Here is a 14,071-nt window from a genome sequence, read left to right on the forward strand (position 1 = left end):
CGTTCTTCTTCACCTGCAAGCGCCGGCCTGGTGAGAAAACCTCAGTCGTTCCGCATCACGGTCGACGACGACGAGTACGAAATCGACCTGCGGCCGGCGAACGCAGACAAGTTCCTGGCGGTACTCCGCCCGTGGCTGCACGAGAAGGCACCTGAGAAGCCCGCTTCGAGCACCCGCACCATCACGCCGAAGCAGACGGCAACGAAGGCCCGCACACGGACGGCGGGGACTCACAAGGCGATTCCGCCCACCCGGTCGCCGGAGCAACTGGCCGCGATCCGGCACTGGGCCCGTAACAAGGGTTACGACGTCAGCTCGCGCGGCCGGATCCCGCGTCACATCCTCGAGCGGTTCGAAGCCGCTCACTCCTGAGCATCACCCGGCTGCCTCCCCCGCGGCAGGCCATGAACGCCACCGACGACCGGTGCCGCCTCGTCACGCGACGAGATGGTGCCGGTCGTCGCGTCGGATGGTCACCGCAGCGACGATCACGCCCACGACCACGCCGATGACGGTGTCGGCGACCCGGTTGACGGCGAGGCCCGGACCCGCGTGCTGCCCGAGACCGGTGAGCAGCAACGCCATCGTCGTCACCCCGACCGAGGCGAGCCCGTAGTTCCGGGTCACCGTGAGTTCGGTGAGCGTCTGGAACAGCACGGCGGCCGCGACCACCGGCCAGTAGCCCAGGTCGAGCGCGAGCAGCACGGCAGCGATCATGGCGCCGCCGACATTTCCGATCAGACGCTGGATACCGCGCTGAACAGTGTTGCGGTAGTTCAATCCTTGCAGCGCCGCCATGGCACCCATCGCAGCCCACAACGGATGGTCGAGCCCGATCGATGCGGCGAACGACGCGGCGAGCAACGACGCCACGAAGATCCGGGCCGCTCCGATCAGCACGAGACGGTCGAGCAGACGACCGCATCCTTCGCGGACGAAGCCGGGCGGCGTGGGCAGCACCGGCCGCCCCTCGGCATCGACACGCGGAATCTCGATGTCGCGCCGCGCTTTCCGAAGTTCCTTCTCGAATCGGGAGAAATCGTCGCAACGTGCGCGGGAGGTGTCGTGCGACCCGCTGTCGAGAACCGTCTCGGCCGCGTCGAGCAGTGCGGCCAGTTCGTGGACATGGGCGTCCGGACGTCGCGAGGCGTTCAGTGCGACGGTCTCGCGCGCCTTCCGGATGCTCTGTCGCGCAGCGGGAACGGCGTCCGCACCGCGGATCTCGACGGCGGAGACCGCCGCGAGGGCGCGTGCGACCGCCAGACGAGCGGGCGTGTGGGGATGGGAGAGCGCGGGGAGCATCGCGATGACATATCCGAGCAGAGCACCGATGGTCGCCGCGGCGGTGACCAGCCCCGCATCGCCCCATCCGTCGGAGAAACCGGCGGCGCCGGCGGCCGCGAAGATGAGGATCACCGGGCCGGGGCCCATGAGCGAGAAGGCCGTGAACACCCAGTACGCGACGGCCGAGCCCAGCGAGAGCGCAACGATCTGCACCCACAGCGGGGCGCCCATCGCGCCGAGCGCAGCCCCGAAGGCGGTGTAACCGACGATGCCGAGGCCGACCCACGGAAGGCGCACGGCGAGACGCGGATACGGTTCGTATCGCAGGAAGGCACTGGTGAGTGCGCCGAGGGCGGCGAAGCCGGCGACTTGTCCGTAACCGAGCAGACCGCCGCCGACGAGGGCGAGCATCGTCGCGAACCCCACGCGCAGCGCCACGGCCACGGTCGGATCGCCGCGCCGCACTTCGAGGGCGTCCTTCCACGCGCTCGCCGACAGCGGATGCGCGAGCGCTCTCCGGGTGTGACGGAGCTGAGGGCGGTCGTCGAGTCGGCAGTCCAGCATCCGTCCACCCTATTGTTTCACTAGTAAAATATCTATGAAATTGTTCGTCCGCTGCCGTTAGACTTGCCACATGCCCTCCGAGACGCCCCAGCCCGATTACGTCGATCGCGTACGTCTCGGATGGACCGCCCACTACCCCGGCCTCGACCTGCGCCCCATCGACGTGATCGGTCGCATCACCCGCATCGGGTCGCTCGCGCTCACCTACTTCGATCGGGAACTCGAACAGAGCGGCATCAGCCGCAGCGAGTTCGAGGTACTCAGCGCGCTCGCCCGCAGCGACCACCCGTTACGCGCCAGCGAGGTCACCTCGATCACGGGGATCTCCGGTGCGTCGACGACGAAGCACACCGAGCGACTCGCCAAACTCGGTCTCGTCGAACGCACACGACTCGAACGCGACGGCCGCGTCGTCCTCCTCACCCTCACCGACGACGGGCGCGCACTTGTCGAGAAGGAGTTCCCGCGACGCCTGGCACGCGAGCGGCAGATGCTCGACGGACTCGACGACGACGAGGTTCAGGTCCTGTCCGACCTGTTGCGCAAGGTCGTCCGCAACGTCGAGAACCACTATCCGGCCTGATCCCCCGAACAGGTCAGGGCATCTCCTGCGTCTCGGCCCGTTCGATCTCGCTCACGGCGCGGCGCAGATACGCCTCGGGAGCCACGCGGCGCGCAGCGACGAGATCGGCGACGACGAGCAGGCCCGCGGCCAGATACTGCTCGGGACGGATCTTCGGGCGTTCGGCGTCGGAATCGGACACTCCGAGCGCACCCGTGAGCACAGCAACAACGGCTTCGGGTTCGAGCGATGGCAGCCATCGCAGTCCGGAACGGACGGAGCGTTCGAGCACGGCCTGCACGTCCTCACCGGCGAGACCGTCGGGATGCAGTTCCTCGAGCAACTCCCGGACCATGCCCGCGTGCACGGCCGTGACCTGCTCGTAGGGCAGGTCGACCAGTACCGCGACCGCCTCGTCGAAGGGCTCGGCCGACTCGCTGCGGGCAGCGGCGAGCGCATCGGCGGTGGCCGTCGCGATCTCCCGCGGCGTTCTCGGCCAGTGGTCGGGCCACACAGCGATCTCCTGTCCTTCCTCCGGACGCCCGGTCACAGGCGTTCCTGCAACGCGAGCGCGTCGTGCGGTGCACAGCCTTTCATGTCGTTGTCGAAGTACACGTAGACGTCCCGGCCGTCGCCCAGCCATCCGCGGATCCGCTCGGCCCACACGTCGAGAACGTCGGGGGTGTACCCGCTCGCATACAGCTCCTTGTCGCCGTGCATCCGCACGTAGACGAAATCGCTCGTGACGTCGGTGAGGAACGGGAACTTTCCGGCCGTGTCGGCGACGACGAGCCCGATGTCGTGCGCGCGCAGCAACTCCACGGCCTGCGGGCTCGCGAGGTCGGGATGCCGCACCTCGACGGCGTGCCGCAGCGGACGCTCGGCGTCCACCTCCACCCACACCCGATCGTCGGCGAGTTTGTCGGTGTGCCGGCGGGCGAGTTCGCCGGCGGCCATCGTCGTGCGGGGCAACCGGGTGAAGAAGTCCGCGAACCTGTCCTCCTCGAAACCGAGGGTCGGCGGGAGCTGCCACAGCACCGGACCGAGTTTCGGGCCGAGCGCGAGCACACCGGAGGCGAAGAAATTGGCGAGGGCGTCGTCGACACCCGCGAGCCGTTTCATGTGGGTGACGAACCGCCCGCCCTTGACGGCGTAGACGAAGTCGTCGGGTGCGGCGTCCCGCCACGCGAGATAGCTGCTCGGGCGCTGCAGCGAATAGAACGAGCCGTTGATCTCGATCGATCCGAACCGCTGGGCGGCGTATTCGAGTTCCCGGCGTTGGACGAGTCCTTCCGGATAGAAGTCTCCGCGCCAGCCCGGATAGCGCCATCCCGATATCCCGATCCTCGCCCCGGCCACGTTTCCGAGCGTAACCTCGGCTTCGATTCGGCACGCGAAGCAGCACGACCGCGCTTATCCTCTGGGCTACAAGATCACATCACACGCCAGGAGCCGTCATGTCCACGAGCTCGGTTTCTTCCAACGATCCGTTCCGATCATTACTGAAGCAGATCTGGTGGGTGGTGCTGCTGCGCGGCATCCTCGCGGTCCTCTTCGGTGTCGTCGCACTCGTCTGGCCCGGCATCACCGTGTGGGCGCTGGTGGTCGTCTTCGCGGCCTACGCGATCATCGACGGCATCGTACTGGTCGTCCAGTCGGTCCGTGACAAGCCCGAGGGCTGGGGCTGGTGGCTCGCCATGGGCATCGTCTCCGTCCTCGCCGGCCTCGTCGCACTGTTCTGGCCCGGCATCACCGCACTCGCACTGCTGTACGTGATCGCGTTCTACGCCATCCTGTTCGGCATCACCGGCATCGTCGGCGGCATCCGTTTCCGGAAGGTTCCCGAGTCCGGATGGGTGTGGTCGGTGCTCGCCGGCGTCGTCGCCGTCCTGTTCGGCATCGTGCTGCTGATCTTCCCCGGCGAGGGCATCCTGAGCCTGATCGTCCTGCTCGGCATCTACGCGATCCTGTTCGGCGTGCTGCTCGTCATCCTGGCGTTCCAGGCACGCAGTGCGGCGAAGAAGGCCGGCGTCATCTGACCACCGGCCTTTCCCCGATCGATCTCAGGCGTTGCGCAGGCGACCCCACGCGTGCCAGCGGTCGATCTCGATCCACGCGTTGACGCGCTTGCCGTCGCGCGCGTGGTACGGCTTGCCCGTGTAGTGGCGAGCGATCCGGTCGATGTCCTCCAGGGACGGATCGTCGGTGAATTCGACGACCCTCCCCTGGAGGCTCACGTGCGTGATCCAGTCCTGCGGATCCATCGCCGACAGGCTCACCCGCGGATCGTTCCGCAGGTAGTCGAGGCGCTTACGGGTGGAGTCCATGTTGACGAGGATGCGGCCGTCCTCGTAGACGTACCAGGTCGGAACGGACACCGGATGACCGTCCGGGCGCAGAGAGCTGATCGTGGCGTAGTTGGGCTGGGTGAGGAATTCTGCGACGGCCCCGGGCACGGGTCGTTTCGGCACGGCACTCCCTTTCGATGCGGTGGATGGATCTCGATATCGAGACTAGGCCGCGATTCCCGGCGAAACCGTCCCGGGTGACGAGGGGAGGACCGACCATGGAGGTCGGGATCCTCGAAAGGAGACGATCATGCCGCGATATCTCTGGCAGGTGAACTACACCGCGGACGGCGCACGCGGGTTGCTCACGGACGGCGGTACGTCCCGGCGCGACGCCATCGTCCGGATGGTCGAAAGTGTGGGCGGGACGGTCGATTCGGTGCACTTCGCGCTCGGTGGTCACGATCTGTACGTGCTCGGCGAGGTGCCCGACGAGATCGCGGCCGCGACACTCGAACTCCGCACCATCGCCTCCGGCGCCGCGCGCTCCACGCCGATCGCCCTGCTCACCCCCGAACAGGTCGACGAGGCCGCGCGCCGCGACGCGAGTTACCGGACGCCGGGGAGCCAGGACGGCTGACCGCTCGCCTCCCGCGACGCACTGCTGGGTATCGTCTGCTCATCCTGTTGCTTTCTCGAAGAAAGTGAATTCGTGATGAGTGTGCGCCCGGCCCAGCGCAGTGACCACCGACCGGCCCGCATCCACCCGGCATGGTGGGTCGCCGCGGTGGCCTTCCTCGCGTTGTTCGGCGCCGCCGGCTTCCGGGCGGCACCCGGCGCGCTCATGGTGCCGCTGCACGACGAGTTCGGCTGGTCGACGAGCGTCATGTCGCTCGCGGTCAGCATCAACCTCGTCCTGTTCGGACTCGTCGCACCGTTCGCCGCCGCCCTGATGGACCGGTTCGGCATGCGCCGGGTGATCTCGTCGGCGCTGTTCCTGGTGGCCCTCGGCGCCGGTGGCAGCGTCGCCATGACCGCCTCGTGGCAGTTGCTCGTGTTCTGGGGACTGCTCATCGGTACCGGCACGGGGTCGATGGCCCTGGTCCTGGCGGCGACCATCGCCGACCGGTGGTTCGTCGAGCGGCGCGGCCTGGTGATGGGCATCCTCACGGCCGGTTCCGCGACCGGCCAGCTGGTGATCCTCCCTCCCGTGGCCGCGCTCGCGGAGAACGTCGGGTGGCGGCAGGCCTCCCTCGTGATCGCCGCGGCGGCGCTCGTCGTCGTCCCGCTGGTGTGGGCGGTGATCCGCGATCATCCCGACGAGCGCGGCGTCCTGCCCTACGGGGCCGACCCCGAGACCTACATCGCGCCGGCGCGGGCGACCGGTGGTGCCGTCGGCCGCGCTCTCGAAGGGCTGGTCTTCGCGGTGCGTCACCGGGCGTTCTGGGCCCTCGCGATCGCCTTCGCCATCTGCGGAGCCACCACCAACGGACTCGTCGGCATCCACTTCATCCCGTCGGCCCACGACCACGGCATGCCCACGACCACCGCGGCGAGCCTCATGGCCGCCGTGGGGATCTTCGACATCGTCGGCACCATCGCCTCCGGATGGCTGACCGACAAGTTCGACCCCCGCAAGCTGCTGGCCTTCTACTACACCTTCCGCGGCGTGGGTCTGCTCCTGCTGCCCTGGTTGCTGCAGGAGTCCGTGCACCCCAGCATGATCCTGTTCGTCGTGGTCTACGGCCTGGACTGGGTCGCCACCGTGCCGCCGACTGCGATGCTGTGCCGCCGGATCTTCGGCGACCGCGGAACCATCGTGTTCGGCTGGGTGTTCGCCTCCCACCAGATCGGTGCCGCGGCGGCCGCTTTCGGAGCCGGGGTCATCCGCGACAACCTCGGCACCTACACCTACGCGTGGTGGGCCGGAGCGTCCCTGTGCGCGGTCGCCGCGTCGCTGTCGATTCTCACCAGGGGCCGCGTCGCCACGACCGCACCGATGGGCCGCAACTGAGCGACGCGACCGCGTGCGGATCGTGACGACGCAGGACGCTATCCGGCTCGGAAGTCGCGTTCGCTACCGGCCCACTCGCGGGCCCACTCGCGCAGTTCCACGGCGCGGATCTTCGAGCCGTTGCCCCCGACCGTGGTGGGCATCCGTTCGATGACATGGATCGCCGTGGGCACCTTGAAGGCGGCGAGGGTCTCGCGGCACCAGGCCCGAAGGGTCACCGACGTCGTGTCCGCGGGTGCGTCGTCGGTGGGGACGACGAAACCGATCGCCTCCGTGTAGCCGCCGTCGCCGGTGATGCCGACGACCTTGGCCGTGGCCACGCCGGGATGCTCCGCCAGACGCGTCTCGATCTCGGCGGGGTCGACGAGGAAGCCGCGCAGGCGCAGGACGTCGCCCATCCGGCAGACGTAACGGAAACCCCCGTCGCCGAGGTCGACGGCGAGGTCGCCGCTGCGGAACCAACCGTCGGCCGTGAACGCGCGCGCGGCGGCGTCGGGGTTGCCGAGATAGGCGTCGACGACGTTCGGGCCGCGGAACTGCAGTTCGCCCTGTTCGCCGGCCGGGAGGACCCGATCGTCGTAGGGATCGGCGACCCGCAGTTCGATCGCCGTGTCGACCGCGCGTCCGCCACCGTTCCAACGCACCGATTCCGGATCGTCGGCGTTCCACAGCATCGCGAGGGCGAAGACCTCGGACGAACCGAACACACCGGAGGTGTGGGTGCCGAATTCGTCGCGCAGCCATCGGGCGATCTCGTGGGAGCGGCCGAGGAAGTCGGCGATGCCGACCCAGCGCAATGACGACAGATCGACGCGTTCGCCGTCGTGCCAGGCATCGTAGAGACGGCCGAACAGGTCGTCGGCGCCCACCGCGTGTGTGACCCCGACCTCCCGCATCCGGCGCAGGACCGCATCCGGATCGAAGACCGTCTCCATGAGCAGCGCTCCCCCACCGGCGAGCGCCGCCATCGCGGTACTGAAACCGAAGACACCCGAGACCGGGAGCACGCACAGCGCCACGTCGCCCTCGGCGACCTTCATGATCGCGGCGTCGGCGCGTCCGTGACGGACGACCGCGTTGCCGCGATGTGCGGCCAGCTTGGGCACGCCCGTGGAACCGGATGTCGTGAACGCCACCGCGATCCGATCCTCGGGATCGTCGTCGATCCCGGCCGGGGTGAGTGTCGCGGTGTCGGGGGTCTCGGGAGCGCTCGCGCCACGCGTGTCGCCGCTGCCGGCCGTCCACGCGCCTCCACCGAGATCGAAGTCGGCCGGGGACGCCGAGGGGTTCGCCGGTCCGGGCACCACCGCAACCACCGGGGTGGCCACATCGGGCACGGACGCCGCGGCCTCGGTGAGCCGACCGAACAGGTCGAGTCCGTGGAAGGCGGCCGGCACGGACACGACGGCAGGTCGTGCGGCGGTGAGTATGTGCGCGACCTCACGGGTGTTGTAGCGGGTGTTGACACCGATGACGTGGGCACCGAGCGCGGAGGCCGCGAACTGCCACACGAGTGCGTCGGACCAGTTCGGCAACATCACCGCGATGCACTGGCCGGCGCGCAGGCCGATGCCGTCGAGTTCGCTGCGCACGGCCTCGACCCGGTCGCGGAACTCTCCGCGGCTGCGGGCCACCGCCACGTCGTCGACGATGTCGTAGGCGATCGGGGCATCCGGATTCGCGGCGACGAGCCCGTCGAGCAGTGCGGGCAGGGTGTCGGTGCGGGTGGTGGTCACAGCGCTGCCTCCTCGGGAACAGCGACCCGGCGCAGTTCACCGATCCAGGTGTCGGCGAGCGCGGCGAAGTCGTCGATCTCCTCCATCGGATAGTGCCCGATACCGGCCAGTGCCGTGAAGCGGGCGCGTCCGGGAAGTGCGTCGTTGATGGTGTCCGCTGCCCGGGCCACGGCGTCGGGGTCGATCCACGGGTCGTCGACGCCGGCGACGAGGTGGATCGGTGCGGTCACCCGGTCGAGGCGGTCGCGCACGTCGTGGGTTCCCCAGCCGATGAGGTCGGACGACGAGATCTCCGGGTCCTCCCGCTTGTGCATGAGCGCGATCGTGTGCGCCTTCACCTCCGGAACCGAACGTCCCACGGATGCAAGAGTTCCCAGATAGGTGCGCTCGGAGCGCGACGGTCCGGCGACGTCCTCGAGTTCGCGGCGCAGACCGGTGACGTTGACGCGGCCCGGGCCGGGCTCGGCTTCCATCGCCACGGCCCCGGACAGCGGACGGTCCGGGCGGGTCGCGAGTTCGAGTGTGAGCTTGCCCCCGATCGAGCAGCCCATGACGAACGGCCGGTCGATCCCGAGCGCGTCGAGCACCTCGCACAACCAGTCGCCGTAGGTGATCAGGCTCGTGACGGGGCCGCCGGGTGCCGGTTCGGAACGTCCGTGGCCGGGCAGGTCGGGGACGACCACCCGGTAGCCGCGGTCGGCGAGATCCCGGGCCGCGTGGCGCCACTGCACGCCGCTCTGGCCCGCAGTGTGGATACACAGGACGGTGGGCAGATCGGTCGCGTCGAGCGCGTTGCCGGATCGTGCGTCGGGAGTGACGATCTCGACGAAGCCGAGCGCTCCGCCGATCTCCAGGTAGCGGGCCTCGATCATGAGCGGGCCTTTCGGGCGAGGGCACGGGCGTGCCCGATGATCGTGTTGAGCGGCTTGGTCAGGCGTAGGTATTCGTATCCGTCTCCGGTGGAGGAGAATTCGCCGCGGATGGCGCGGCGCATGAAGTCGTTCTCCTCGGACAGGACGAGATCGGTCCAGGCGTGGTCGGACGCGACGAAGGTGAACGTCGCGCCGTGCGGGGTGCGCCGGGTGACGTCGACGATCCGCCCCTTGTAGATGCGCAGGTGCAGTTCGATCTCGCCGCTGCGCAGTCCGATGGTGCCGTCCCAGGTGGACAGCGAGGAAGCAAAGTCCCGGTCTTCCGAGAGGCTCTCGGCGAGCAGTGCGCCCCAGGCGGGTGTGCAGAAGTCCAGTTCGGGAACCGTCGGCTGTTCGTTGTCGAAGGTCCATGTCTCGGTGCCGGATTCGCGTACCGTGCCGGCCTGGTCCACGAGCCGGACGTAGCGGTGCGCGGTCCGTCCGGACGCGCGGGTGATCACGGTGTCCGCCGATACGACGTCCGATGCGGAGACCGGATCGTTTGCGTTCCAGTCGAATCCGGACGGTACGCCACCGGGAACGGACGGGACGAGCGAGGCGACGGCCAGGGCACCGAGGACGGGTGAGTTCGCCGGTGCCACCGTACCGGAGGCGGTCAGGACATCGGCCACGGTGCAGGGTTCCGAGGCGGTGCGGTCCCCGACGGTGAGCGGGCGGGTGACGGTGTGTGCGCTCATGCCTGCTCGGGCCTTCCCAGGAGTTCGTCGGAGATGATGCGCATCTGGATCTCGCTGGTGCCCTCGAAGATCTTCGTCAGACGTGCGTCGCGCCAATGGCGTTCGACCTGGAAGTCGGTGGTGTATCCGGCGCCGCCGTGGATCTGCACGGCCTCGCTGGTGACCTGCTCGGCCATCTCGGTGGCGACGAGCTTGCACATCGACGCCTCGAGCGAGCACCGCCGGCCGGTGTCGATGTCGGTGGCGACCGAGTACATCAGCTGGCGTGCCGCCTCGATGTCGGCGGCCATCTTCGCGATCTTGAACCTCAGATGCTGGAAATCGCCGATGGGGCGGCCGAACTGGCGGCGGGTGTGCACATACTCGATCGAGTCCTCGAGCGCGGCGCGGGCGAGGCCGATGGCGCGGGCGGCGGTGTGGGCACGGCCCACCTCGAGGCCGGAGACGGCGAGGTAGAAGCCCTTGCCCTCCTCGCCGAGCATCTTGTCGGCCGGGATGCGGAAGTTGTCGAACGACAGTTCCCAGGTGCTCCACCCGAAGTAGCCGATCTTGCGGACCTTGGTACCCGAGATGCCCTCGGGGAACACGCCGCGTTCCTTCTCGACGAGGAAGGCGCTGATGCCGCGATGCGGCTTGGCCGGGTCCTTGTTCGGGTCGGTGCGGGCGAAGAGCACGAGGTAGTCGGCCTCGTCGGCGTAGGTGCACCACATCTTGGTGCCGTTGACGACCCAGTCGTCGCCGTCGCGCACGGCGCGGCACGAGATGTTCGCGACGTCGGAGCCGGCCTCGGCCTCCGACAGCGCGTACGCGCCGAGGTACTCACCGCGCGCGACCTTGGGCAGCAGTGCCGCCTCCTGCTCGGCGGTGAATCCACCGCCCATGCCGTTGCCGCGGGCGAGCAGACCCGACACGCTCATCCATGCCCGCGACAGTTCCTCGGCCACGAGGCAGTACTCGAAGACGCCGAGCCCGAGACCGCCGTGTTCCTCGGGGATCATGATCCCGAAGAAGCCGATCTCGGCCATCTCCTTCTTGAGCGAGTCGGGGATCGCGCCCTGGACCGGGTCGAGTTCGTTGGCGACGGGCAGCACCTTCGTCATCGCGAAGTCACGGGCGAGGTCGCGGATCGCGAGGCGTTCCTCGGTGAGATAGCGCGGGGAATCGGTGCGCGGCTGCGAGGGGCGGTGGGTCATGGGAGGTGCACTCCTTCGATGGACCGGAGTAGGTCATTAACGCTTGTTCACCCAGTACAGCACGGCACCCATGACCCGTCAATGGTTCAGCGCGAATATCCGACCAGATTGAGCGCGTATCCGGCGAAATCGTCGGCGACCTCCTGTGCCGAGAGGGGTCCGCTCTCCCGGAACCAGAGGGGGATGCCGGCGCACATCGTCAGCACCGCGGTGACCCCTTGATGCACTCGTTCGATCGTGAAAAGTCCCTGCTCCACACCGTCTTCCGCGATATCGACGAAGAGTTGCTCCTGCGCGTCGCGTGAGCCCACCACGCGCTTGCGGTCGAGCGGGCCGAGATACCGCAGTTCCGAATTCGCCACCAGGCAGGCCCGCGGATTCCGCGCGGTGTACAGCGCGTGGGCCGCGACCGCCGCGCGCCACCGCTCGGCCGGATCGTCACCGACCTTGCGCAGCGCGTTGCGGGTCGCCGTGAACTGCTCGTCACTCGCGCGGCGGAGAATTTCCACGAGCAGTTCCGACTTGTTCTCGAAGTGGTTGTAGACGTTGGCAGCGCTGCAACCTGCGGCGTTGGCGATATTGCGCATCGTCGCCCCGTGGAATCCGCACTCGTAGAACTCGTCGAGCGCGGTCTCGAGAATCCGTTCCCGAATGGACGAGGACGCTCCGTTCGACCGGCTGTTCATCCCTGCACAGTAGGCACACATCGCGCCGACCAGCAAGAACCTTCCCGTTGACGGGCAGGCGCACGCTTGTTATGGTCCAGCTCACATGAACGGACGTTAATAAAACGCACAACGGAGGATCTGCTGTGTCCAGCCCCCATCCCGGACCGTCCCTGCTCGACCGCATCACCCACCTCGAAGACCTCGAGGCGATCCGGAAGCTCGATGCGCAGTACTGCCGCCACCTCGACGACGGCAACTGGGACGCGCTCATGGAGCTGTTCACCGATGACGGCGAGTTCGACGGCCTGTCCCACCCGCAAGGAAAGGAGGAGATGCGCACCTTCTTCGCGGGACTCGCCGACGGCGGCCTGACCTCCTTCTGGCACTTCATCACGAACCTCGAGATCGACCTCGACGGTGACCGCGCCACCGTGCGCTCGTTCCTGTGGCAGCCGTGCGTCACCGACGGCACCCCCGCGATCGCGGCCGGTCGCTACAACGACGAGGTCGTCAAGGTCGACGGCCGCTGGCTCTACAAGGTCAAGCAGGTGCGTTTCCACTTCTTCGGACCGCTCGAGGCCGGGTGGGACGAGAACCTGTTCGCGCTCGACAGCGCCCGCGGCGCGGCGGTGCGGGCATGACCGACACCGTGAACGGCGTCCCCACCTCGTCCCCGGAGGACGAGCTCGTCTGGACGCGGATGCTCCGTCTTCCCGAGATCGCCGAGTTGCGTCGCCGACGCGCCCGCGTGACCAACACGCTCGGTGGCATTACCGTCGTGCTGTTCACGTCCTTCCTCGTCGCCTTCATCGGGTTCCCCGACCAACTCGGCGCCACCGTCGTCCTCGGCATCCCGCTGTCGCTGTGGGTGGTGTTCTCCCAGTTCGCCGGAACCTGGGTGCTGGTCTGGGCGTACTTCCGTCTCTCCCGCACCTACATCGGCCCCGCCGTCGACGACGCCGTGGTGGCCGTCGAACGGAACCGTCCCGCATCCGAGGAGGTCGCATCATGACCGGTGACGCCGATTATCTCGCCATCGCGATCTGCAGCGCCGTCATCTCCCTGACCCTATGGGTGACCTTCGCTGCATCCCGGCGCGCGAAGAGCGCCGACGGATTCTTCGCCGCAGGTCGCTCGATCTCGAGTTGGCAGAACGGATTCGCCATCGCGGGCGAATTCATCTCCGCCGGTAGCTTCCTCGGCACCACCGGTCTGATCTTCTCCAAGGGCGTCGACGGCACCGTCATCCTGTTCACGTCCGTCATCTCGTTCCTGCCGGTGCTGTTCCTCCTCGCGGAGAAGATGCGCAATCTCGGCAAGTACACCCTCGCCGACGTCCTCGTCTTCCGCACCGACTCGCGGAACGTGCGGGTCGCGGTCGCGCTGAGCACGATCGCCACCGGCACCTTCGTGCTGCTCGCCCAGCTCGTCGCCGCGGGTGTGCTCCTCGAATCCGTCTCGGGCATCCCGTTCTGGCTGTCGGTGGTGGTCGCCGGATCGCTCATGGGCATCTACGTCTTCGTGGGGGGCATGCTCGCCACCACCTGGGTGCAGGTCATCAAGTCGACGATCCTGTCGGTGCTCGCGATCATCGTGTGCTTCGGCATCCTGGCGCAGTTCGGGTTCGCATTCCCGAAGGTCCTCGACGCCGCAACCGACAACGCCGTCGCGGGCGACGCGATCCTGTCCCCCGGCCTGATCTTCGGCCAGACCAGCGCGATCAACCTCGTCTCCTACGCGCTCGCGTTCGCCCTGGGCACCGCCGGAATGGCGCACATCCTCATCCGGTTCTTCACCGTCCCCGAGGCCACGACGGCACGTCGCTCGCTCGGCTGGACCGTCGCGCTGTGCAGCCTGTTCTATCTGATCGTCATCGTGATGGGCTTCGGCGCCGCGGCCGTGCTCGGACCGAACGGCACCGATCTCGTCGGGCCCGGTGGCAACCTTGCGGCACCCGTCCTCGTCACCGAACTCGGTGGCGGAGCCGGCACGGTCGGTGGGTCCATCGCGCTCGCACTCGTCGCCGCGGTCGCCTTCGCGTCCATCGTCGCAGTGGTCGCCGGTGTCGTGATCTCCGCGGCCGGCACCTTCGCCCGCGACGTGTGGCGGCTCTTCGCGGTTAGCAGTGGCATTGGTGCCGGCTGGGTGCGCCC

General features: G+C 68.2%; 17 protein-coding genes. 8 read left to right on the plus strand and 9 right to left on the minus strand.

Features of this window, described 5'->3' with window-relative positions:
• The first annotated feature begins 30 nt into the window (after positions 1-30).
• Complete coding sequence (locus QR64_RS03275; protein WP_235366984.1) at positions 31-372, plus strand: histone-like nucleoid-structuring protein Lsr2; 342 nt, start codon at positions 31-33, stop codon at positions 370-372.
• 63 nt (positions 373-435) lie between these two features.
• On the opposite strand, the gene QR64_RS03280 is transcribed toward QR64_RS03275, so the two are convergent.
• The gene (locus QR64_RS03280) at positions 436-1,848 is read right to left on the minus strand and encodes an FUSC family protein (RefSeq protein WP_039584082.1); all 1,413 of its coding nucleotides are present in this window, start codon (positions 1,846-1,848) and stop codon (positions 436-438) included.
• Between the two features lie 70 nt (positions 1,849-1,918).
• Between QR64_RS03280 and QR64_RS03285 the strand changes: the two genes are divergently transcribed.
• The gene (locus QR64_RS03285; protein ID WP_039584084.1) at positions 1,919-2,431 is read left to right on the plus strand and encodes a MarR family winged helix-turn-helix transcriptional regulator; all 513 of its coding nucleotides are present in this window, start codon (positions 1,919-1,921) and stop codon (positions 2,429-2,431) included.
• A gap of 13 nt (positions 2,432-2,444) precedes the next feature.
• Here the strand turns inward: QR64_RS03285 and QR64_RS03290 are convergent, their stop codons facing one another.
• Positions 2,445-2,960: a hypothetical protein gene (locus tag QR64_RS03290; protein ID WP_006553130.1), complete on the minus strand. Its 516-nt coding sequence runs from the start codon at positions 2,958-2,960 to the stop codon at positions 2,445-2,447.
• Positions 2,957-3,769 carry a DUF72 domain-containing protein gene (locus QR64_RS03295; protein ID WP_024102382.1) on the minus strand — a complete coding sequence of 271 codons (813 nt, stop codon included), beginning with the start codon at positions 3,767-3,769 and terminating at the stop codon, positions 2,957-2,959. The genes QR64_RS03290 and QR64_RS03295 overlap by 4 nt, the downstream gene beginning before the upstream one ends.
• 98 nt (positions 3,770-3,867) lie before the next feature.
• Here QR64_RS03295 and QR64_RS03300 point away from each other — a divergent pair, with 98 nt between their 5' ends.
• Positions 3,868-4,449, plus strand: a complete 582-nt coding sequence (locus tag QR64_RS03300; protein WP_039584085.1) for an HdeD family acid-resistance protein — start codon at positions 3,868-3,870, stop codon at positions 4,447-4,449.
• A 24-nt stretch (positions 4,450-4,473) separates the two neighbouring features.
• Here the strand turns inward: QR64_RS03300 and QR64_RS03305 are convergent, their stop codons facing one another.
• Positions 4,474-4,881: a TIGR03618 family F420-dependent PPOX class oxidoreductase gene (locus QR64_RS03305; RefSeq protein WP_006553127.1), complete on the minus strand. Its 408-nt coding sequence runs from the start codon at positions 4,879-4,881 to the stop codon at positions 4,474-4,476.
• Positions 4,882-5,008: 127 nt separating this feature from the next.
• Between QR64_RS03305 and QR64_RS03310 the strand changes: the two genes are divergently transcribed.
• Together QR64_RS03310 and QR64_RS03315 are read left to right on the plus strand one after the other, a co-directional pair.
• Positions 5,009-5,338: a GYD domain-containing protein gene (locus tag QR64_RS03310; RefSeq protein ID WP_006553126.1), complete on the plus strand. Its 330-nt coding sequence runs from the start codon at positions 5,009-5,011 to the stop codon at positions 5,336-5,338.
• Between the two features lie 75 nt (positions 5,339-5,413).
• Complete coding sequence (locus tag QR64_RS03315; RefSeq protein WP_019288841.1) at positions 5,414-6,712, plus strand: MFS transporter; 1,299 nt, start codon at positions 5,414-5,416, stop codon at positions 6,710-6,712.
• A gap of 38 nt (positions 6,713-6,750) precedes the next feature.
• On the opposite strand, the gene QR64_RS03320 is transcribed toward QR64_RS03315, so the two are convergent.
• The 5 genes from QR64_RS03320 to QR64_RS03340 all read right to left on the minus strand — a co-directional run bounded on the left by QR64_RS03320 (position 6,751) and on the right by QR64_RS03340 (position 11,936).
• Complete coding sequence (locus QR64_RS03320) at positions 6,751-8,448, minus strand: AMP-binding protein (RefSeq protein WP_033097484.1); 1,698 nt, start codon at positions 8,446-8,448, stop codon at positions 6,751-6,753.
• On the minus strand, positions 8,445-9,320 hold the full coding sequence (locus QR64_RS03325; RefSeq protein WP_024102387.1) for an alpha/beta fold hydrolase: 876 nt from the start codon (positions 9,318-9,320) through the stop codon (positions 8,445-8,447). Before QR64_RS03325 ends, QR64_RS03320 begins: the two co-directional genes overlap by 4 nt.
• On the minus strand, positions 9,317-10,057 hold the full coding sequence (locus tag QR64_RS03330; RefSeq protein ID WP_039584086.1) for a hypothetical protein: 741 nt from the start codon (positions 10,055-10,057) through the stop codon (positions 9,317-9,319). The genes QR64_RS03325 and QR64_RS03330 overlap by 4 nt, the downstream gene beginning before the upstream one ends.
• Positions 10,054-11,250 carry an acyl-CoA dehydrogenase family protein gene (locus QR64_RS03335; protein WP_039584087.1) on the minus strand — a complete coding sequence of 399 codons (1,197 nt, stop codon included), beginning with the start codon at positions 11,248-11,250 and terminating at the stop codon, positions 10,054-10,056. The genes QR64_RS03330 and QR64_RS03335 overlap by 4 nt, the downstream gene beginning before the upstream one ends.
• Positions 11,251-11,336: 86 nt before the next feature.
• Positions 11,337-11,936, minus strand: a complete 600-nt coding sequence (locus QR64_RS03340) for a TetR family transcriptional regulator (RefSeq protein WP_033097487.1) — start codon at positions 11,934-11,936, stop codon at positions 11,337-11,339.
• 125 nt (positions 11,937-12,061) lie between these two features.
• Between QR64_RS03340 and QR64_RS03345 the strand changes: the two genes are divergently transcribed.
• The 3 genes from QR64_RS03345 to QR64_RS03355 all read left to right on the plus strand — a co-directional run.
• Positions 12,062-12,559: a nuclear transport factor 2 family protein gene (locus QR64_RS03345; protein ID WP_006553119.1), complete on the plus strand. Its 498-nt coding sequence runs from the start codon at positions 12,062-12,064 to the stop codon at positions 12,557-12,559.
• Positions 12,556-12,930, plus strand: a complete 375-nt coding sequence (locus QR64_RS03350) for a DUF485 domain-containing protein (protein ID WP_006553118.1) — start codon at positions 12,556-12,558, stop codon at positions 12,928-12,930. Before QR64_RS03345 ends, QR64_RS03350 begins: the two co-directional genes overlap by 4 nt.
• The coding region (locus QR64_RS03355; protein WP_052227179.1) for a cation acetate symporter at positions 12,927-14,071 on the plus strand (1,145 nt) is incomplete at its 3' end. The genes QR64_RS03350 and QR64_RS03355, both read left to right, overlap by 4 nt.

This window comes from Rhodococcus sp. Chr-9 (assembly GCF_000801125.1).
Taxonomy (GTDB): domain Bacteria; phylum Actinomycetota; class Actinomycetes; order Mycobacteriales; family Mycobacteriaceae; genus Rhodococcus; species Rhodococcus pyridinivorans.